This window comes from Serratia sp. JSRIV006 (genome assembly GCF_019968685.1).
In the GTDB taxonomy this organism is placed as follows: Bacteria; Pseudomonadota; Gammaproteobacteria; order Enterobacterales; family Enterobacteriaceae; genus Chania; species Chania fonticola_B.
Genome location: NZ_CP074137.1, coordinates 2,726,270 through 2,745,250 on the forward strand (window position 1 = coordinate 2,726,270; position 18,981 = coordinate 2,745,250).

Genomic DNA, 18,981 nt, shown 5'->3' on the forward strand with positions numbered 1-18,981 from the left:
AATGCGAATAGTTATTATCTGGCTATACTGAGGAGGCTCGCCAACGGGCTATCACTCGTTGGCATTTCCCCTTCATTTTAGGAATTGTGCTAAGGAGACCGTGATGGCAGGCGTTCGGATTGAAAAAGACTCAATGGGCCCCATCGAAGTACCCGCCGACCAACTGTGGGGCGCGCAGACTCAGCGTTCGTTGGAACATTTCCGTATCTCGTCAGAAAAAATGCCCCCGGCGCTGATCCATGCGTTGGCGATGACCAAGCGTGCGGCAGCCAGCGTCAATATGGATCTGGGGTTGCTGCCAGCAGAGCGGGGCAAGGCGATTATCCAGGCTGCCGATGAAGTGCTGGCGGACAAGCACCCCAATGAATTCCCATTGTCGATCTGGCAAACCGGTTCCGGCACCCAGACCAACATGAATATGAACGAAGTGCTGGCCAACCGTGCCAGCGAGTTACTGGGGGGCGAACGCGGTGATGCGCGGCGGGTCCATCCCAACGACGACGTCAATAAAAGCCAGAGCTCCAACGACGTTTTCCCTACTGCAATGCATGTAGCGGCAGTGATCGCGGTGCGCGAGCATCTGATCCCTGAGTTGAAAGCGCTGCACCGCACGCTGCATGCCAAGGCAGAAGCTTTCCACGATATCGTCAAAATCGGCCGCACCCATCTACAAGATGCTACGCCGCTGACGCTGGGTCAGGAAATCTCCGGCTGGGCGGCGATGTTGGAATATAACCTCAAACATATCGAAGCCAGCATCCCGCATCTTAGTGAGTTGGCCTTGGGCGGTACGGCTGTGGGGACCGGGCTGAACACTCATCCCGAATACGCTGTGCGGGTGGCGAAGGCTTTGGCAGAACTGACCGGGCAGCCTTTTGTCACCGCGCCGAACAAGTTCGAAGCCTTGGCAACCTGCGATGCGCTGGTGCATGGCCACGGTGCCTTGAAGGGCTTGGCCGCCTCGTTGATGAAGATCGCCAACGATGTGCGCTGGCTGGCCTCTGGCCCACGTTGTGGCATCGGTGAGATCGCCATTCCTGAAAATGAACCGGGCAGCTCGATCATGCCGGGGAAGGTCAACCCCACGCAGTGTGAAGCGATGACCATGCTCTGTGCGCAGGTGATGGGCAACGACGTGGCGGTGAACATTGGCGGCGCGTCCGGTAACTTTGAGCTGAACGTATTCCGCCCGCTGGTTATTCACAACTATCTGCAATCTATCCGTTTGCTGGCAGACGGCATGAGCGGCTTCAATGAGCACTGTGCGGTGGGGATTGAACCGAACCGCGAACGCATCGGCCAGTTGCTTAACGAGTCGCTGATGTTGGTTACCGCCTTGAATACCCATATTGGTTATGACAAGGCGGCAGAAATCGCCAAACAGGCCCACAAGGAAGGATTAACCCTGAAAGCCTCGGCGCTGAAGTTGGGCTATTTGACCGAACAGCAGTTTGACGAGTGGGTACGGCCAGAGGAGATGGTCGGCAGCATGAGGAAATAAGGCCACAAAGGCCAGGCGCGGTGATAGCGCCTGGCAGCGCGGCTCACCCCTTCAGCAATGAAGCCAACGCCAGTGGATCCGCACGCTGGGTATAATCCGGGTTAACTTCTGCATAAATGATGTCACCGCCAGGCGCGATAACGAAGCGGGCAGGCATCGGCAATGTCCATCCACTTTCGTCGTTAAGCTTGGTCAGGTCGATACCCAAGCTGTTGGTGTAAAGCTCGACAAGATCATTCGCCAACGCGAAACGTAAACCAAACTGTGCTGCCAGGCTATTGCCGCTATCCGTCAGCAAAGGAAACGTTAAGCCATGCGCTTGCTGCATTTGCTGGCCGTTAACCGGCAACTGTGGCGAGATGGCCACCAGGTTGGCACCGTCACGCAACTCAGGCAGAACTGCTTGCAGTGCCTGGAGATCCATATTGCAGTATGGGCACCATCCTCCCCGATAGAAACTGACGACCAGCGGCCCTTGAGCCAGCAATTGCCGGGAAGAGACTGGGTTACCCTGGGTATCCGGCAAAGTAAACTCAGGGGCGCGATCTCCAACCGACAAGGCGTTGTTGGCCATTTCTGTACTGATAAGCTCGTCGATACCCTGACGTAAGAGTTCATGGTCCGAGGGCGCAAGCTTGAAGGGCAGTTGGCCTGCTTCAAAAGCGGCTTTGAACGCGTCGAGCTGATCCTGAAGTTTCATGTTGTTCCTTAAAATAGCGAATGGACAGCAACCAGTTTGCCTATTGTCGTTGTATGGGGGTAGAGTGCGGTGATCACTAATGGTTATTCCAGTGGGGAATGGCAGGATGGATAAGCTAGGCGACTACGCCACCTATATCAGCGTGTTTGAGGCAGGATCGTTTTCCGTTGCGGCCCGGCGGCTTAACGTGGGTCAACCGGCGGTATCCAAAGCGATTGTCCGGTTGGAACAACAGCTGAATACGCGCTTGCTCCTTCGCTCTACTCACGGTTTACGGCCGACGGAAGCGGGACAACAGCTCTATCTGCGGGCCAAGCACATCTTGCATGAGGTTGCGGAAACCGAATCGGCCGTGTCAGGCGTGGCCGAGGTGTTGACTGGTCGGCTGCGGGTCGCTTCGTCTGCGGTGTTTTCCCGTATGATTGAACTGCCGGACTTGAGCCGGTTTCTACACGAAAACCCGGAATTGGCAATGGATCTGCTGCTTGATGAAGGCGAGTTGGGGCTGATCGCCGAGGGGATCGATATCGCTTTGCGTATTGGTGATTTAGCTGACTCCGGCTTTACCGCCCGCAAATTGGGCTCAGCAACGCAACGAGTCATCGGGGCACCGGCGTATTTTGCCAGAGCAGGGATGCCCCAAATGCCACGGGAGTTGCTACAGCATGATATGGTGATCCATCACCGTGCGGGTGGCGCTGAGGAGTGGCTGTTCACCCATGAACAACAGCAGCAACAGGTCCGATTGCAGGGCCGGGTACGCGTGAGTGCAACCGAATGCTTACGTGAAATGGTGGTGGCTGGCTTTGGTGCGACGGTAGCCTGTGAAGGGCTGTTTCGTAGTGAATTACGTGAGGGCAAGGTGGTTGCCGTCTTGCCGCAATGGCAGTTACCACCGTTGGCGCTGTGGGCGGTGTTTCCCAGTGGGCACTTCATCTCGGCCAAGGCCCGTGCCTTTGCCGACTTTATTCAACAACTGCTGCAACGAGAGTAACCCATGTCCCGCACTCAACGCCTGTTCGATCTTATGCAGATCCTGCGCCGCCATCGTTACCCGGTCGCTGGGCATTCCCTGGCCGAAGAGCTGGGGATCAGCATGCGCACTTTATACCGCGATATCGCCACCTTGCAGCAGCAGGGGGCAGATATTGTTGGCGAAGTCGGGATCGGTTATGTATTACGGCCGGGATTTATGCTGCCGCCGCTGATGTTCTCGCAAACTGAGATCGAAGCGCTGGTTCTGGGTATGCGCTGGGTAGAACGCCGGGGTGACAGCCAGCTTGCCGGGGCGGCGACCAATGCGTTGGCAAAAATTGCCGCCGTGTTGCCTGCGGAACTGCGTGAAGAGCTGGATGCCAATACGCTGCTGATCGGCCCGGTGCCTAATGTCTATGTGGCCGATGAAACGTTGGTGACGATCCGTGAAGCCATCCGTTTGGAGCGTAAAATCAAGGTGGAGTATCGGGATTATGCCGGTAATGGCAGCGAGCGTATCTTGTGGCCATTTGCCATGGGCTACTTTGAACAGGTGCAGATCCTGATGGCCTGGTGTGAATTGCGTGGCTCGATACGCCATTTCCGCCTTGATCGTATTGGCCACTTGACGCCGCTAGAACTGCGTTACCCGCGCGGCCGCCGGGCACTGATGAAGCAGTGGCGGGAAAGTGAGGGCATTGCCCAATGATCCTGCTGCCATAAACTGACAGTAGGGGGCACTAGAGTGACGTTATCAGGAGCCAGCCGGTTCCCATTCAGAGGATAACGTGATGACAACCCCAAGCATGACCATGATTTATGTCGATAACCCAGAAAAAAGCGCCGAATTTTATCGCCAGCTGTTGGGAACCGAACCTGTCGAGCAGTCTCCCACTTTTGCCTTGTTTATCTTGAATAACGGTTTCAAGCTGGGCATGTGGTCAAAACATACCGTTGAACCTGCGCCAGCGGCGACCGGTGGCGGTACAGAAATCTGCTTTATGTGTGAACAACCGCAACAGGTCGATGCGCTCTATCAACAGTGGCGGGATAAAGGATTAACTATCGTGCAATCTCCGGTCGAGCTGGATTTCGGCTACACCTTTGTTGCGGCCGATCTTGATGGCCATCGGCTGCGTGTTTACAAGCTTAACGACGAGTAATTCTTCCACTGCTAGATTCGCCATACGGGGCACACATGCTGTGCCCGTTCAACCAAATACCGCGATAAACTGATTTTACGCCCGTTAATCATCCCTCAACATCGGTATACAGATGCAGGCGTTTCACTAGCAGGCGCAGAGGCTTAGCCTCCGGCTTATATTTGTGTTTTACCGCCGTCACGTCGTAATTGAGCAGTTCACCGATCTTCGGCACCTGTGCGCCCATCTCTGGTTGGCACAGGGCAATCAGCGGCAGCGGGCAGGGGTGCTGTACCTGTTTTTGCTGCGGTTGATACCATACGCGCGCGATTGGCTGCACCTTTACCGGCCGTTTGATTTTCAGCGTGGCGTTCTGCGGCAGGCGGCTGACGTCGTCAATTTCGCGGCCCACCAACTCGGCCCACTGTTCGCGGTTGTAGGGCGGGACGGCGCGTCCGGCTTTCTGGCTTTTCTCTAATTGCGCCAGGATATCGTCGCGCTTCACCTTTTTGATGATGTGCTTGTTGGCCCAGCCAAAACGCACCGAGTCCGGGTTGGTGAGCAGGGTAATGGAGCGATAGGCGCTAAGGGTGATCAAACCATGCAGGTGGGTGTGCACAAACTCAAAACGTTGCTCAGGAGCCAGGCCAGACTCGATGGTAATGATCTGTTCTAACTCCGCCTTCAGGCGGTTGATCAGGGCGATCTGCTGTTGTAGTGCCAGATACTCGGCTCTTTCGGTCTCAAGGCAAATGACACCGGGCAATCTTACCGCCGCCTTGCTGCTGATATGCTGGCGGTTGTGGTGGATAAACAGCCGTTGGTAGTGTTCCAGTGCAAGGTCACGGGCAGCCTGGCCCACATGTTGCTCCACGCTGATCTGTTCGATGGCGGTATGTTCCTTGCCTTTCTCGATTTCTGGCAGGCTGAATACCCTCGCTGCCAGCAACCGCAACGGCTGGACCTGCTGGTGGAGTTGCGCCAATGCCTGTTCCAGCTCGCTAAAACGCGCATTCATTCTGCCGATCAGGCTGTACTTATCCATCATTACCTCGCATTTTAGTTACAACATACATTGTAGAGCAGTGTAACCAGAGTGGCAACTTCAGCCGCATCATCGTCATTAGCAATGAGTGAACTTGGCTGAACAGGGAGCTAAGGTGGACCCTTCCCTGAGCGGAAAGGGTCTGGAGGTTAGATACGCGCGGCTTCCGGCAATTTCTTCAGGTAGTGGCCAACCAGCAGGGCCAGCAACAGCATCACGCTGATAAAGGCGACTACGCCGCCCCAGCCAAAATTATGCCAGAACACGCCACCCAGCGTTCCGGCAACGCTGGAGCCCACGTAATAACAGAACAGATAGAGCGAAGAAGCCTGGCCTTTGGCCCGGCGTGCGCGGCGGCCAATCCAACTGCTGGCAACCGAGTGGGCGGCAAAGAAACCGGCGGTGAACAGCATCATGCCAATAAAGATCACAGTGACAGGGGCCAGGGCGGTGATCAGTATCCCGATCAGCATAATGATAATGGACGCCAGCAGCACCGGGCCGCGGCCAAATCTGGAGGTCAGGGCACCCGCTTTGGGTGAACTGTAAGAACCGGTGAGATACACCACCGACAACAGGCCCACAATTGCCTGGCTAAGATGATAAGGATCGCTCAGCAGGCGGTAGCCAATGTAGTTGAACATTGTCACAAAGCTACCCATTAGCAGGAACCCTTCGGCAAACAGCAGCGGCAGCCCCTTATCGTGCCAATGCAGCTTAAAGTTAATCAGCAACGTTCTTGGCCGCAATGAACTAGCGCGGAAGTGCTTGGATGCGGGCAGAATGCGCCAGAACATGCAAGCCGCCGCCAGGGCGAACACCCCAATCACCGCCAGCGAGATCCGCCAGGAGAAGAAATCGGTGAGCACCCCGGTCACCAGGCGCCCGCTCATCCCACCGATGGAGTTGCCGCTGATATAAAGGCCCATAGAAAAGGCCACGAAGCTCGGGTGGATCTCTTCGCTCAGATAGGTCATACCGACTGCCGCAACCCCGCTCAGCGAAAGCCCAATCAACGCCCTCATCACCAAGATGCCGTGCCAACTGGTCATGAAGGCACAAATCAGCGTACAGATTGCCGCCAACAGCAGGGCCACCACCATCACCGACTTGCGGCCGATCGCATCTGACAGCGGGCCGGTAAACATCAGGCCGATGGCCAACATCCCAGTGGAGAAGGAAAGAGAAAGGCTGCTCTCCGCTGGGGAGATACCAAAATCTTGCGAAAGCACCGGCAAGATCGGTTGCACACAGTACAGCAACGCAAAGGTAGCCAGCCCGGCAGAGAACAGCGCCAAGGTCACACGCATAAACTGCGGTGTACCGCGTTCGATGTAGGGGAGTTTATTCAGCGTGGTGCGTTTGGTTGTTGGGGCACTGTCAGGCGCAGGCAGCGTTTTTGGCATACTGGCCGCAGAACGCGAAGCGGTTGTCACAGCGGTTCCTTACCGGGTTAGGGAGATAAAAAATACGTCTTGAGTCACAAAATCATAGGGAGCGGCCAGTTTTTTGTCTAATATATTAATCATCCTAATTAAGATGTTTAAAGTATGAATATCGAGCTCAGACATTTGCGTTACTTTGTGGCCGTCGCTGAAGAACTGCATTTTGGCCGGGCGGCGGAGCGGCTACGGATCTCCCAGCCGCCCCTTAGCCAACAGATCCAGGCACTGGAGGATATGGTGGGCGCGCGTTTGCTGGCACGCAATAACCGTAACGTCAGCCTGACTCAGGCGGGGGAGATGTTCTTGAAAGAAGCCTATCAGGTGCTTGCCCAGGTCAACCGGGCAGCAGAGAAGGCGGCGCGCCTGGAGCGTGGTGAACTGGGTGAACTGACGATTGGTTTTACCTCTTCGGCTCCGTTTATCAGCGTGGTTTCCCGTAGCTTGCGAGCCTTTCGCCAGTTATCACCGGATGTGCATATCAAAATGCGTGAGGTGAACACCAAGCAACAGCTTGAACCGCTGCTCAACGGTGACCTTGATCTGGGCGTGATGCGCAATACCCGCTTGCCGGATGCGCTGCAGCATCAGTTGTTATTACGCGAGCCCTTGCTTGCCGTAGTGCCGAATGGCCACCCGTTAACCCTAAAGGCATCAGGCACGCTGCGTTTCAGCGATTTGGCCCAGGAACCCTTCGTGTTCTTTTCCCGCGAAGTGGGCACCGCGCTGTATGACGAAATTCTGGCTTTACTGGCCAATGCCGGGATCGCCCCTTACATCACGCAAGAAGTGGGGGAAGCGATGACTATTATCGGTCTGGTCGCGGCCGGGTTGGGGATTTCCATTTTGCCGATGTCATTTGGCAGAGTGAAGATCGATGGGGTGACCTATCTCCCCTTAGCCGAGCCGGAGGCGATGACTGAGGTCTGGTTGGTGCATCATCGCAGCAGGCCGTTAACGGCAGCGGCCAAGGCGTTAATGGCGCTGATGCTCGAACCCAAAGCTGGGTAAATAAGAGGCGTTTTTGGCGGAAAGCTCGGTGAATTTGTGCTGTTAATCACATAACGAATCAAATAGTTGACGCTGTATTCCAAAAGCCCCACCATAGCCCCTAATCTTTATTTAGAAGCGCGAAAAATAGCAGGAGCGGGTGTGTGATTGCGGATGGGCAGCCTGGGCATATTGATCAGATCAAGCAAACCAATGCAGGGGCAGTTTACCGGCTGATAGATCGGCTGGGACCGATTTCGCGCATCGAATTATCCAAGCGGGCACAGCTGGCACCTGCCAGTATCACCAAGATAGTGCGTGAGCTGCTCGAAGCGCATCTGGTTAAAGAAACCGAATATCAGGAAGTGGGCAGCCGTGGCCGACCGGCCGTTGGCCTGGTGCTTGACACCGAAGCCTGGCATTACCTCTCTGCACGTATCAGCCGTGGCACCATTACCCTGGCGCTGCGCGATCTCAGTAGCAAGATGGTGGTTGAAGAACTGCTGCCGTTAAAAGCCGAACATCCCGAACCGTTATTACAGCGTATCGTTAGTGAAGTCGATCAGTTCTTTATCCGTCACCAAAGCAAACTGGAACGTTTAACCGCCATCGCCATCACACTGCCCGGCATGATTGATACCGCCGCGGGTATTGTTCACCGCATGCCGTTTTATGACGTCAACGAAATGGCATTGGGGCCAGCGCTAGAGGCACTGACGGGCCTGCCGGTTTATGTTCAGCATGATATCTGCGCCTGGACGATGGCAGAGGCGCTGTATGGCGCATCCCGTGGCAGCCACAACGTCATTCAGGTCGTCATCGACCATAACGTTGGTGCAGGGGTGATCACTAACGGACGCGTACTGCATGCGGGTAGCAGCAGCGTGGTGGAGATAGGTCACACACAGGTCGATCCGTACGGTAAACGCTGCTATTGCGGCAACCATGGTTGCCTGGAAACGGTCGCCAGTATTGAAAACATGCTGGAAATTGCCCAGCAACGTTTGGGAGGCTCGATGTCTTCCATGCTGCATGGCGCACCATTGACCGTGGAATCGCTATGCGATGCGGCAATGGCTGGCGATCAGTTAGCCAAAGATATTATTCTTGGCGTCGGGCACAGCGTCGGGCGCATTGTGGCGATCATGGTCAACCTGTTCAATCCGGAAAAAATCCTGGTAGGTTCACCGTTGAACCGGGCCGCTGAAATTCTGCATCCGGCGATTGCTTCCTGCATTCGTCAGCAATCCTTGCCTGCGTACAGCGAGCATGTTCAAGTTGAATCCACCCAGTTCTTCAACCAAGGCACCATGCCGGGAGCCGCACTGGTGAAAGAAGCCATGTATAACGGTTCTTTGTTGGTGAAGTTGCTACAAGGTTGATTTAGCCTGTGGCATTAACTACCCGGGAATTGAACCCAAAAACTACGCTTCCACTGTCTCGTTGGCAGGGCTACGCTTTCGACCGATCCTAAGTGCTTCAAGGACCAACGAGAATGCTGGAGAAGGCTGTTTGCGACTGGGATAATACAGATAGTAGCCGGGGAAGGGCTTGCACCATTGCTCCAGCACACGCACCAGATTACCTTCTTTAATATGTGATCCAAACTCTTCTTCTGGCAAAAAAGCAATCCCGTGTCCTGCAAGCGCCGCAGCAACAATATGTTCAGAGGTATTGAAAATGAGCTGTCCGCTGACGCGAACATTAAGATCCCCCTCATCCTGATCGAAATCCCAGATATACAACCCCCCAGACCTGACCATACGTTGATTTATGCACCTGTGCTGCGTCAACTCATGGGGGGTGTTGGGGATAGGATAACGTGAAAAATAGCCCGGAGATGCCACTGCGGCCATACGTAATTTGGGCCCGATGGGTACCGCTATCATGTCTTTATCAATGGTGTCACCCAGTCGAACGCCCGCATCAAACCGATCTGCCACGATATCGCGAAAACCATGGTTTGCGTCGAACTCGATATTAATATCCGGGTACTCATGCAACAGCGGGGTCAGTTTTGGCAGCAGGGTACTGTGTAAAACATTTGGCCCGCAGGTGATACGGACCGTACCTGCAGGCTTATCGCGCAGCTCGGTCAGCATATCCAGTTCGGCTTCAATCTCATCGATGCGATTACCAATAGCCAGTAGCAACCGCTCTCCGGCGGAAGTCGGCGATACGCTACGGGTGGTACGCGTCAGCAGGCGAATTTGCATACGATCTTCAAGTGCAGAAATCGCCTGGCTGAGTGCAGGCTGCGTTACACCCAGCTGTGCTGCGGCACGGGTAAAGCTGCTTTCACGTGCGACCGTGACAAAATAGAGCAGGTCGTTCAGGTTGCGTTTCATCAGGTATGGCCCGTCTCATTAATAAGCTACAGTTATAAACCTATTAAGTATTCATTAGCTAGTAATGATGCACCCTGAGTGTAAAATTTCCAGCAAGAGATTATTAAGCGATGGTGGATAAACGCTGTTGCTCTTTCCATTTTTACTTTCCTGGCGTTATTCCTGCGAATAGCGTTTGGCCGCGGTTTACCTGAAAACTGCCGGGGGTTATTCGGAGTCAGCAATTTATGCCCATCTTGTCGAACGATCTATCACCTCATAAAGAACGCGCATACTGGAGCGGAGTATTTGCCATGACGTTGTGTGTCTTTGCGCTCATTGCTTCGGAGTTTATGCCTGTCAGCCTGCTGACACCCATATCGGGAGATCTAGGCGTCAGTGAAGGGTTGGTTGGGCAGGGGATCGCTATTTCGGGCGTATTTGCGGTGCTGACGAGTCTCTCCATTTCTACACTGGCCGGAGGTCTCGATCGCAAGACATTACTGTTGAGCATGACTGCGTTGATGGCGTTCTCCGGATCCATTCTCGCGTTAGCACCCAGTTACCTGATTTACATGGTTGGCCGTGCCCTGATTGGTATTGCTATTGGTGGGTTCTGGTCCTTATCAGCCGCTACTGCTCTTCGCCTGGTTCCGCAACACCAGGTTCCAAGTGCGCTGGCCATCTTTAACGGGGGTAACGCCTTGGCAACCGTTATAGCCGCACCACTTGGCAGTTATCTGGGCTCGATTATCGGTTGGCGAGGCGCATTCTTTTGCCTTGTTCCGGTTGGAGTGATTGTTTTTATCTGGCAGTGGTTCAGCCTGCCTGCAATGAAGGCTGATAAAAGCGATAAGCGTAACGGTACTGTTTTTCGTCTTTTGGCTAACCCGCTTGTGGCGATGGGGCTTGCGGCCTGCGGATTATTCTTTATGGGCCAATTTGCTTTGTTTACTTATCTACGTCCGTTCCTTGAGAGGGTAACGCAGGTAGATATCACTACGTTGTCGCTTATTTTACTGGCAATAGGAGTTGCTGGCTTTATCGGAACCCTGGTGATTAGCGCATTTTTGGCATCAGGTTTTTACCCCACACTCATTGCCATCCCTTTGCTAATGGCCGCTATTGCCGGAGCACTGATCGCTTTTGGTCAGAGTGTTTGGATTGTTGCAACACTGCTTGGTTTATGGGGCTTAATCGCCACTGCTGCACCCACCGGTTGGTGGACGTGGATCGCTAGAACACTGCCGGAAGATGCGGAGGCTGGCGGTGGCCTGATGGTTGCCATAGTGCAACTGTCCATCGCATTAGGCTCCACAATCGGCGGGTTAGCATTTGACCACAGCGGTTATCAAAGCACCTTCACCATCAGCGGCATTTTGTTAGTGATAGCGGCCGCCCTGGCGTTATTGACGTCACGTAAAGATATCCACAAAACCCAATGAGGAGTTCTCTGATGAGAAAATTTACCATGCTGTTAGGGCTGTTAATCAGTTCATTTGCGGCAGTTGGCGCCGATATGTCTAACGGAGCCGATAATTTTTACCAAAGCGATAAAGTCACCCAGCAAAAGGTGACCTTCAAAAACCAGTATCAGATGAGTGTGGTCGGCAATCTGTTTATACCGAAAGGGATGGATCAGAATTCACAAAACCCGGCGATTGTCATTGGCCATCCGATGGGGGCGGTAAAAGAACAAAGCTCAAATCTGTATGCCCAGAAACTGGCCGAGCAAGGGTTTGTGACGTTGGCAATTGATCTTTCCTTCTGGGGAGAAAGTGAAGGAAAACCCGGCCATCTTATTTCTCCGGAAATCGAAAGAATTTAGTGAAGATGCTTACAAACGTGCCGGACAGCCGAAAGAGTTGTACATCGTGCCGGGGGCAGGCCATGTCGATCTTTATGACCGTAGCGACATGATCCCATTTGCCAAGCTGACGTCGTTCTTTAAAGCTAATCTCAAATAATGTCAAAAGCCGCATCCTGACGGGTGTGGCTAATTTTTTTGGGTTTATCGCATGAAATATCAGAACACATTAATACCGGGTCTGCTGCTGGCTTGTACTTTGGCAGGCCATGCCGACATGATCATTAACCCGCCCCTTAAGGAGAGCCCGATGATGGTTAAAATGAATATTGATGACCAACAATTTGAGGTCAAACTTCACGACAATCCAGCGGCTAAAGCATTTGTTAATTCTTTACCATTGCAACTTGGTATGGAAGAGTTGAATGGGAATGAGATATTTGCCGAACTTCCCCATAAGTTGCCTTCAAGCCCTGTACGGCCTGGGACTATTCAGGCAGGCGATCTCATGTTGTACGGTACGCAAACGTTGGTGTTGTTCTATGAGTCATTTGAATCATCCTACCGCTATACCCCCATCGGGAAAGTTATTCACCCAGAAAAACTCCCCACCAGTGTGGACAAAAAGAAAATAGGGGTTAGGTTCAACGACCATTAAAACCACGGTAGTTAGCTCCCTGGATCATGCCGATACGAGGCACTCGGCGCCACAAAAACCTGGGTACGTTTTCGTTCCTTTGACCTTGATACCCCTTATCAGAGTTTCTTATTATTTACCGCCAAAAGATTGAGCTACCTCAAGCCCCCGTTGAGTTGCATCCCCTAGACTTTTCCCGTAGGACGACTCTCGTCGTGATTTACGGCGGTTTTTTAGGTTAACGAGGCATTTCAAGGCAATCTATTCATGTTAAAGCGTTTATTTGTTACAGGCACGGATACCGACGTAGGTAAGACAGTGGTTTCCCGCGGTTTATTGCAGGCTTTCGCCGCGCAAGGTCGCTCAGTGGCGGGTTATAAGCCCATTGCGGCGCGCTGCCATGAAACCGGTGAAGGCATCCGCAATAGAGACGCTTTAGTTTTACAGGCCTCTTCCTCACTGCCGCTGTCCTATGATGAAATCAATCCGATCACCTGTCTGGATGAGGTGTTTCATGCCCATGCAACCCAGGATATTGATTACGGACTGATGAGCCGTGGTTTGCACCATCTCGCCGCCAAGGCCGATACGGTAGTGGTGGAGGGCAGCGGCGGCTGGCGGGTATTGATGAACGATCTCCGTCCTTATGCCGAGTGGGTGGTACAGGAACAACTGCCGGTTATCCTGGTGGTCGGGATCAAACTGGGCTGTGTCAGTCATGCGCTATTAACTGCACAGGCAATTATTAACGATGGCTTACCATTGCTGGGCTGGGTGGCTAATCGTATCAACCCTGGTTTAGCTCACTATGCAGAAACTATCGATGCGATGCAGCAGCGTATTCCGGCTCCATTGCTGGGTGAGATCCCGTATCTGCCGCGCGCAGAACAACGTGAGCTGGCACAATATCTGGACGTTTCGCAGCTGGTTGACCGTTACGCGTTGTGATAAACCGACTGTGGGCGTAGCCCGCGAGCAATGGTAGTGGCGATAACGCAAGCCAACAGAATGCCTGGCAGCAGGGTATATTCCCCGGTCATCTCAAACACCATTAATGCTGCCATAATGGGCGCATGAGTGGTGGCAGCCAGCAATGTCGCCATACCGGTCAGTGCCAGCAGAATGGGCACTGCAGTACCCAACTCTGGCCATAGGCCAAACATCTGGCCCACTACCGAGCCCAATGCGGCCCCCACGAATAATGTCGGCGTGAACACGCCCCCAGGTGCACCTGATCCACTACTGGCCAACAGGGCTAACAGTTTGCAAATCAGGATCGCACTGACCAGCAGCATCCCTGGTGGTGCCGAGAGCAACGATTGCACCACGCTATAACCATTTCCCCAGACTTCGGGATACAACAAGGAAAGCAACCCGACGATCAGCCCGCCAAGCGCCAGCTGTAATGGCGGTATGAGATTGAGCGAGCGAAATGCCCGCCCGCTGGCCGCCATCGCCCACAGAAACAACGGGCCACAAACTCCTGCCAGTATGCCCACCAAGGCCATTAACAGATACTGCACCGGCCAGGGAGCAGCAAGCGGCTCCACGATATAGAGCGGAGCCTGGCCACCGTTCAGCAGATTGGTCATCAGTAGCGCGCTCACGGCGGCGATCACTACCGGGCCAAGCGAGGCCAGCATCAGCGAGCCAAACAGGATCTCCGCGATAAACAGGCTACCCGCCAACGGGGCATGATAGGCGCTAGCCATCCCGGCTGCGGCAGCGCAAGCCACCCACAATTTCCATTCTTTCGCTGGGGTAAAGCGCTGGGCAAATACCGACCCCACCAACGCCCCCAGCAGGATCATCGCCCCCTCGCGGCCAATGGTGCTACCGCTGGAAACCACCAACAGTGAGGCCAGGCATTTTATCAGGCTGGCGTTAACGGCTAGCCGTCCGTCACCGGCTTCAATCGCTTCCATATAATCCGTTGGCGCGATGGGTCTTTGATGTTGGTAACGCTGGTAGATCCACAACAAAAAGCCAGCGGCTAATCCACCCAATGCTGGCGTCAACGCTCTGCGCCATCCGGGTAGTGCAGCGGCAGCGGCCACCAAACTGCCTTCCTCGTGATCCAGCAACAACCATTCAAGCCCGAACATGGCGCGGTGAAATAACCACACGGCCAGCGCAGCACAAATGCCGAGCAGGATGGCAATAAACAGATGGCGCAGCAGGGCGCGATAGTGGTGCAGAGGGACCAATTGATTCATGTGTCGGCAGTGATGAAGAATAAGAGGTTCAGGTGGGCATTGTGCTTGTCTACCCACCTGAAAACCAGAGAATCTTTATCAGAAACCTGGCGTTGTGGCTACAGTATCAACCGCCCGGAGGCGTGGCAGGCTGATATTTACCGCTCATGCCTTCCAGCAGCGCGACCAGATCCTTGATATCGCTTTCTGGTAGGGTAACGCCGACCTGATAGGTCAGCATATCCTTGACCGCCTGGTGCAGCGAAGTCACGCTGCCGTCGTGGAAGTAAGGGGCGGTTTGAGCGATGTTTCGTAACGTTGGGGTTTTGAAACGGTGGCGATCGTTATCATTTTTAGTGACATTGTAACGCCCAAGGTCGGCCTCGGTGGGGTTGCCGCGAGCGGCAAAGTAATCCGCTTTCAGCCCCATGACCTCATAGGACTGGCCCCCAAGGTTGACCCCGGTATGGCAGGTGCCACATTTGTTTTGCTGGAACAGTTGATAGCCGTGTTTTTGCTGTGCCGTTAGGGCGTCATTATCGCCTTTCAGGTAACGGTCAAACGGGCTATCTGGCGTGATCAGCGTCTTTTCGAACTCGGCAATGGCGTCGGTAATGTTATCGCCGGTGAAGCCGTTAGCATAGACGCGCTGGAAGTCGGCCTTCAGCAAGGCGTCCTGATCCAGTTTAGCGATGATTTCATCCCAGGACTCGGAGGCCATCTCGATCGGGTTCATCGGCGGGCCACCGGCCTGGGCCTGTAAATCTGCCGCTCGGCCATCCCAGAACTGCGCCATATTGAAGGCCGCATTAAACACCGTCGGGGCGTTGATTGGCCCGACCTGATCGCCAACCCCCAACGATGAGACGCGCCCATCCACGCCACCTTCGCCCAGCTTATGGCAGTGGGCACATGAGATGCTGTTATCTTTCGACAGGCGCGGGTCGTGGAACAGTCGAAAGCCCAGCGCCACTTTCTGCGGATCGGTAGGTAGCGAGGCTGGCACCGGCTGTAAAGCGGCACCGCGCAGTTCGGCTGGCGTCTCTGGCAAAGTGTAGAACTGTTCGCGCTGTTGACGGACCCAGCTCAGTAGTTCATTACGATCGCCGTCGCTGACGTTTCCGCCCCAGTGGACCATCTTATACATTGACGGTGGCATCTCCTGGTTTTGCAGTACGGCTTCCAGCTTAGCCAGATCGACTTCAGGCACCGCAGTTTTTTGTTGCAGAGCGGAGCGGGTAGCATCGAGGTTGAAATGCTGATTTCCACTGAGGATATCCTGCGCCATAATTTGTTTGGCGATCGGTAACTCGGCATAGAAGGGAAGCTGAGCCGAGTTGGAGTGACAATAGTCGCAGCCATTGCGGGTTAGCAGGGTATCGATTTGATTGCCAGCAACGGCGGGGTTACGCTGTTGATCGTAATGATAGACATAACCGACGGTCCCCAAATAGCCGATGACGGCGGTAACGGCACAGCCCAGAATAATTTTTTTAATCATGTTCTCGCTCCAATGAGTTGATTTCCAAATAGCCCTACATATTAAGAGGTAATGGTGAGGGTAAAATCAGATTGTCACGGCCCGGGGCGGTTAGCAACTTGATTAAAATCAATCACTATCATTGGTATGCACTATCGTTCAGATAGGTTTTAACGATAAAGCAGGTGTGGCTTGGCTTACAGGCCGCCCCTAAGAAATACCTTATTATTCAATGGGGTGCTTATTTTTTGTGTGACGCTGTAACAACACGTTCAATTGCTGCTTCGTTGCGGGATTTTTATTCACAACATCCCCTGACAAACTACAGCGCCCCCCCGGCTGTTATACTGCGGGTAAAATAAAAGACATAGGGACACAGGGTAAACTGATGACCACTAACACTTCTTCGAGCACTGCCCAAGTGGCTCATCGGCCGTTGATCCTGCTTGCCTGCATGCTGGCGATGTTCATGTCTGCCATCGAAGCGACCATTGTTGCCACCGCGATGCCGACGATTATTGGCGATCTGGGTGGTTTTTCGTTGTTGGGCTGGGTGTTTTCGGTCTATTTGCTGGCACAGGCCATTACCATCCCGATCTACGGGCGTCTGGCAGATTTATACGGTCGGAAACCGATCTTTTTCTTTGGCGCCACGCTGTTCCTGTTGGGGTCGGTCCTGTGCGGTTTCTCATCGAATATGTATTGGCTGATTGCCTTCCGCCTGCTGCAAGGACTGGGCGCCGGGGCGATCATGCCGATCGCCACCACCGTGATCGGTGATATTTACAGCGCCACCGAACGGCCAAAAGTGATGGGGTATCTTTCTAGCGTCTGGGGTGTTTCGGCTATTCTTGGCCCGTTACTGGGGGCATTTATCGTGCAACACACGACTTGGGCTTTGGTATTTTGGGTCAACCTGCCCATTGGCCTGCTGGCGATGTATTTCCTGGGGCGCTACCTGCCTGACCTCAAACAGGGGCGAAAACATGCGCTGGATCTGGCGGGAACGGCCTGGCTGACGATCTTTGTCGCTGCATTGCTGCTTTCACTCTTGCAGGCGGAAATGCTGGGATGGTGGGTCATACCGTTGCTGGCGTTGGCGTTAGTGGCGCTCAACCGGTTAATTCGTCAGGAGCGCCGTGCTCCTGAACCGTTGTTCCCATTGGCCCTGTGGCAAAACCGCGTGATTGTGGCTGGCAATATTGGCGGCGTGGTGATCGGTGCTGCCATGATGGGCATCAGCGCCTTCTTGCCAACCTTTATCCAGGGTGTGAAGGGCGGAACCCCGCTGGAAGCCGGAACCACGTTGGCCTTAATGTCGATTGGCTGGCCGCTGGCCAGTATGCTGAGCGGGCGTTTGATGCTGCTGACTTCTTATCGCACTACAGCTCTGCTTGGTGCGCTGCTGTTGGCGGCCGGTGGCTTTATCCTGCTGCTGTTACAGCCTTCGGGTGGGTTACTGTGGGGGCGGGTTGCGGCGTTTATCATCGGGGTCGGCATGGGGTTGTGCAATACCACCTTTCTGGTCTCGGTACAGAATGCGGCACATTACAGTATTCGCGGTATCGCAACTGCCTGCACGGTATTCACCAGGATGGTCGGATCGGCTATCGGCACCGCCATTCTGGGGGCCACGTTGAATATCAACCTGCATTTGCGTCTGCCACAAACGGTTGATCCGGTGCAGCAGTTAATGGAGCCAGAGGTTCGCAACACCATGCGGCCAGAGGCGCTGGCGGATCTCATTGGGCATGTTGCCGCCTCAATGCATTGGGTATTCCTGGTCTCGGCGTTGATATCGCTGTTTGCCTTGGGCGCGGCTATGCTGATCCCGGCGCGTCATCGGCCGCAGGGCGAAGGTGAAGAGGTTAAACAGGCTTAATAAAGAGGAGGGGCGCAGTAACAAACCGCGCCCTGAAGGCGGTTACTGCGGGGCTTGGGTATCCTGGCTGGTGCCAGTTTGCGCCGCGTCGCCGCTGTCGTCGCCGTTAATCAGGCGGGTATAGACGATTTTCTGCGTGTCTTGGCCACAATGGCCGACCACCTGTCCACCGGCAAGGTTCGCCTGATCGTTAGGCACGATCTCCAGCTTGAAGCCGGATTCCGGTACGCCGTTATTGACAATCTTCTGGGCAATATCCGCCTTTATGCTCTCACATGAGGCAAAAGCGGCCAGCGGCGCGGTGGCTAACAGCAGTACACCTACTACAAGCGCTTTTTTCATCATTGGATCCTTATTTGAGACGAATGTTCTTTGTCAGGATAGCAGCATCAGGTTGAATAGTTTACCCTTACTCGCTATTACTGCGTGACTGGACGCCCAGTGGTGCGATCCAGACACTTACGGGTTGACGGTTCCCAATAGGCATTGACGTTGTAGCTGTTATCACAACGATCTTCGTCATCAATAGCACGGTCAACCTTGTCAAACTCCTTCTCGACACGGGTGTTCACCTTGCTGCGCAGCGATTTGGTTTCGTTCCACTGCTCTTTGCTTTGGCGAGCTTGTTCATTGCTCATGGCTGCGCCGCCGCTGCCATCAACCGTGACGCAGGTGCTGCCTTGGGTGCAAGAGGCAGCGAAGGCAGGAGCTTGCCAGGCACCGGCCAGCAATAACATGGCGACAGGTAACATCAGGCGCGGAAGAGAAAGTAATTTCATCGTTTCATCCTTATAAGTGAGTGTTGCATCCACCAGCAACACTGGCTATAGCATGGGTTAAATATATCACCGTGCCGTT

The 18,981-nt window shown here is 54.1% G+C and carries 18 protein-coding genes and 1 pseudogene; 11 read left to right on the forward strand and 8 right to left on the reverse strand.

Going from position 1 to position 18,981, the window contains the following annotated elements:
- The first annotated feature begins 103 nt into the window (after positions 1-103).
- Positions 104-1,501, forward strand: a complete 1,398-nt coding sequence (gene fumC / locus KGP16_RS12670; protein ID WP_094981766.1) for a class II fumarate hydratase — start codon at positions 104-106, stop codon at positions 1,499-1,501.
- 43 nt (positions 1,502-1,544) lie between these two features.
- Here fumC and KGP16_RS12675 read toward each other — a convergent pair whose 3' ends face one another.
- The gene (locus tag KGP16_RS12675) at positions 1,545-2,201 is read right to left on the reverse strand and encodes a peroxiredoxin-like family protein (protein ID WP_223501423.1); all 657 of its coding nucleotides are present in this window, start codon (positions 2,199-2,201) and stop codon (positions 1,545-1,547) included.
- A gap of 106 nt (positions 2,202-2,307) precedes the next feature.
- Here KGP16_RS12675 and KGP16_RS12680 point away from each other — a divergent pair, with 106 nt between their 5' ends.
- From KGP16_RS12680 to KGP16_RS12690, 3 genes are all read left to right on the forward strand, one after another.
- Entirely contained in the window at positions 2,308-3,195 is an 888-nt protein-coding gene (locus tag KGP16_RS12680; RefSeq protein ID WP_179245714.1) for a LysR family transcriptional regulator, read from the forward strand.
- A 3-nt stretch (positions 3,196-3,198) separates the two neighbouring features.
- Positions 3,199-3,885, forward strand: a complete 687-nt coding sequence (locus KGP16_RS12685; protein ID WP_223501426.1) for a YafY family protein — start codon at positions 3,199-3,201, stop codon at positions 3,883-3,885.
- 82 nt (positions 3,886-3,967) lie between these two features.
- A complete protein-coding gene (locus tag KGP16_RS12690) occupies positions 3,968-4,339 on the forward strand; it encodes a VOC family protein (protein WP_179247426.1) in 372 nt (123 codons plus the stop codon).
- Positions 4,340-4,427: 88 nt separating this feature from the next.
- Here KGP16_RS12690 and tus read toward each other — a convergent pair whose 3' ends face one another.
- Positions 4,428-5,363 carry a DNA replication terminus site-binding protein gene (tus, locus tag KGP16_RS12695; RefSeq protein WP_021804493.1) on the reverse strand — a complete coding sequence of 312 codons (936 nt, stop codon included), beginning with the start codon at positions 5,361-5,363 and terminating at the stop codon, positions 4,428-4,430.
- 149 nt (positions 5,364-5,512) lie between these two features.
- Positions 5,513-6,769: an MFS transporter gene (locus tag KGP16_RS12700; RefSeq protein ID WP_179251674.1), complete on the reverse strand. Its 1,257-nt coding sequence runs from the start codon at positions 6,767-6,769 to the stop codon at positions 5,513-5,515.
- Positions 6,770-6,913: 144 nt separating this feature from the next.
- Between KGP16_RS12700 and KGP16_RS12705 the strand changes: the two genes are divergently transcribed.
- Together KGP16_RS12705 and KGP16_RS12710 are read left to right on the forward strand one after the other, a co-directional pair.
- Positions 6,914-7,816, forward strand: a complete 903-nt coding sequence (locus KGP16_RS12705) for a LysR family transcriptional regulator (protein ID WP_021804485.1) — start codon at positions 6,914-6,916, stop codon at positions 7,814-7,816.
- Between the two features lie 143 nt (positions 7,817-7,959).
- A complete protein-coding gene (locus KGP16_RS12710) occupies positions 7,960-9,177 on the forward strand; it encodes an ROK family transcriptional regulator (RefSeq protein ID WP_021804484.1) in 1,218 nt (405 codons plus the stop codon).
- 42 nt (positions 9,178-9,219) lie between these two features.
- Here KGP16_RS12710 and KGP16_RS12715 read toward each other — a convergent pair whose 3' ends face one another.
- Complete coding sequence (locus KGP16_RS12715; protein WP_021804483.1) at positions 9,220-10,143, reverse strand: LysR family transcriptional regulator; 924 nt, start codon at positions 10,141-10,143, stop codon at positions 9,220-9,222.
- A 227-nt stretch (positions 10,144-10,370) separates the two neighbouring features.
- Between KGP16_RS12715 and KGP16_RS12720 the strand changes: the two genes are divergently transcribed.
- The 4 genes and pseudogenes from KGP16_RS12720 (at position 10,371) to bioD (ending at position 13,514) form a co-directional block, all read left to right on the forward strand.
- Positions 10,371-11,567, forward strand: coding sequence for an MFS transporter (locus KGP16_RS12720; RefSeq protein WP_223501429.1), 1,197 nt, complete (start codon positions 10,371-10,373; stop codon positions 11,565-11,567).
- An 11-nt stretch (positions 11,568-11,578) separates the two neighbouring features.
- Positions 11,579-12,089 (forward strand): annotated as a pseudogene (locus tag KGP16_RS12725) (alpha/beta hydrolase).
- A gap of 51 nt (positions 12,090-12,140) precedes the next feature.
- On the forward strand, positions 12,141-12,587 hold the full coding sequence (locus KGP16_RS12730) for a cyclophilin-like fold protein (protein ID WP_223501433.1): 447 nt from the start codon (positions 12,141-12,143) through the stop codon (positions 12,585-12,587).
- Between the two features lie 246 nt (positions 12,588-12,833).
- Positions 12,834-13,514 carry a dethiobiotin synthase gene (gene bioD, locus KGP16_RS12735; protein WP_021804479.1) on the forward strand — a complete coding sequence of 227 codons (681 nt, stop codon included), beginning with the start codon at positions 12,834-12,836 and terminating at the stop codon, positions 13,512-13,514.
- On the opposite strand, the gene clcB is transcribed toward bioD, so the two are convergent.
- Together clcB and KGP16_RS12745 are read right to left on the reverse strand one after the other, a co-directional pair.
- Entirely contained in the window at positions 13,502-14,782 is a 1,281-nt protein-coding gene (gene clcB / locus KGP16_RS12740; RefSeq protein WP_115158475.1) for a voltage-gated ClC-type chloride channel ClcB, read from the reverse strand. The two genes, bioD and clcB, sit on opposite strands and share 13 nt — an antisense overlap.
- A gap of 106 nt (positions 14,783-14,888) precedes the next feature.
- Complete coding sequence (locus KGP16_RS12745; RefSeq protein WP_371822710.1) at positions 14,889-16,259, reverse strand: cytochrome c peroxidase; 1,371 nt, start codon at positions 16,257-16,259, stop codon at positions 14,889-14,891.
- 370 nt (positions 16,260-16,629) lie between these two features.
- Here KGP16_RS12745 and KGP16_RS12750 point away from each other — a divergent pair, with 370 nt between their 5' ends.
- Positions 16,630-18,123: an MDR family MFS transporter gene (locus KGP16_RS12750; protein ID WP_021804476.1), complete on the forward strand. Its 1,494-nt coding sequence runs from the start codon at positions 16,630-16,632 to the stop codon at positions 18,121-18,123.
- 42 nt (positions 18,124-18,165) lie between these two features.
- On the opposite strand, the gene KGP16_RS12755 is transcribed toward KGP16_RS12750, so the two are convergent.
- Together KGP16_RS12755 and KGP16_RS12760 are read right to left on the reverse strand one after the other, a co-directional pair.
- Positions 18,166-18,465, reverse strand: coding sequence for a DUF1161 domain-containing protein (locus tag KGP16_RS12755; protein ID WP_021804475.1), 300 nt, complete (start codon positions 18,463-18,465; stop codon positions 18,166-18,168).
- Between the two features lie 77 nt (positions 18,466-18,542).
- Positions 18,543-18,875 carry a DUF1283 family protein gene (locus tag KGP16_RS12760; RefSeq protein WP_223501534.1) on the reverse strand — a complete coding sequence of 111 codons (333 nt, stop codon included), beginning with the start codon at positions 18,873-18,875 and terminating at the stop codon, positions 18,543-18,545.
- Between the last annotated feature and the right edge of the window lie 106 nt (positions 18,876-18,981).

Excerpts from the sequence above, each read along its gene's own strand:
- fumC (WP_094981766.1), top strand. The coding sequence starts at position 104 with ATGGCAGGCGTTCGGATTGAAAAAGACTCAATGGGCCCCATCGAAGTA.
- KGP16_RS12675 (WP_223501423.1), bottom strand. The coding sequence starts at position 2,201 with ATGAAACTTCAGGATCAGCTCGACGCGTTCAAAGCCGCTTTTGAAGCA.
- KGP16_RS12680 (WP_179245714.1), top strand. The coding sequence starts at position 2,308 with ATGGATAAGCTAGGCGACTACGCCACCTATATCAGCGTGTTTGAGGCA.
- KGP16_RS12685 (WP_223501426.1), top strand. The coding sequence starts at position 3,199 with ATGTCCCGCACTCAACGCCTGTTCGATCTTATGCAGATCCTGCGCCGC.
- KGP16_RS12690 (WP_179247426.1), top strand. The coding sequence starts at position 3,968 with ATGACAACCCCAAGCATGACCATGATTTATGTCGATAACCCAGAAAAA.
- tus (WP_021804493.1), bottom strand. The coding sequence starts at position 5,363 with ATGGATAAGTACAGCCTGATCGGCAGAATGAATGCGCGTTTTAGCGAG.
- KGP16_RS12700 (WP_179251674.1), bottom strand. The coding sequence starts at position 6,769 with ATGCCAAAAACGCTGCCTGCGCCTGACAGTGCCCCAACAACCAAACGC.
- KGP16_RS12705 (WP_021804485.1), top strand. The coding sequence starts at position 6,914 with ATGAATATCGAGCTCAGACATTTGCGTTACTTTGTGGCCGTCGCTGAA.
- KGP16_RS12715 (WP_021804483.1), bottom strand. The coding sequence starts at position 10,143 with ATGAAACGCAACCTGAACGACCTGCTCTATTTTGTCACGGTCGCACGT.
- KGP16_RS12720 (WP_223501429.1), top strand. The coding sequence starts at position 10,371 with ATGCCCATCTTGTCGAACGATCTATCACCTCATAAAGAACGCGCATAC.
- KGP16_RS12730 (WP_223501433.1), top strand. The coding sequence starts at position 12,141 with ATGAAATATCAGAACACATTAATACCGGGTCTGCTGCTGGCTTGTACT.
- bioD (WP_021804479.1), top strand. The coding sequence starts at position 12,834 with ATGTTAAAGCGTTTATTTGTTACAGGCACGGATACCGACGTAGGTAAG.
- clcB (WP_115158475.1), bottom strand. The coding sequence starts at position 14,782 with ATGAATCAATTGGTCCCTCTGCACCACTATCGCGCCCTGCTGCGCCAT.
- KGP16_RS12750 (WP_021804476.1), top strand. The coding sequence starts at position 16,630 with ATGACCACTAACACTTCTTCGAGCACTGCCCAAGTGGCTCATCGGCCG.
- KGP16_RS12755 (WP_021804475.1), bottom strand. The coding sequence starts at position 18,465 with ATGAAAAAAGCGCTTGTAGTAGGTGTACTGCTGTTAGCCACCGCGCCG.
- KGP16_RS12760 (WP_223501534.1), bottom strand. The coding sequence starts at position 18,875 with ATGTTACCTGTCGCCATGTTATTGCTGGCCGGTGCCTGGCAAGCTCCT.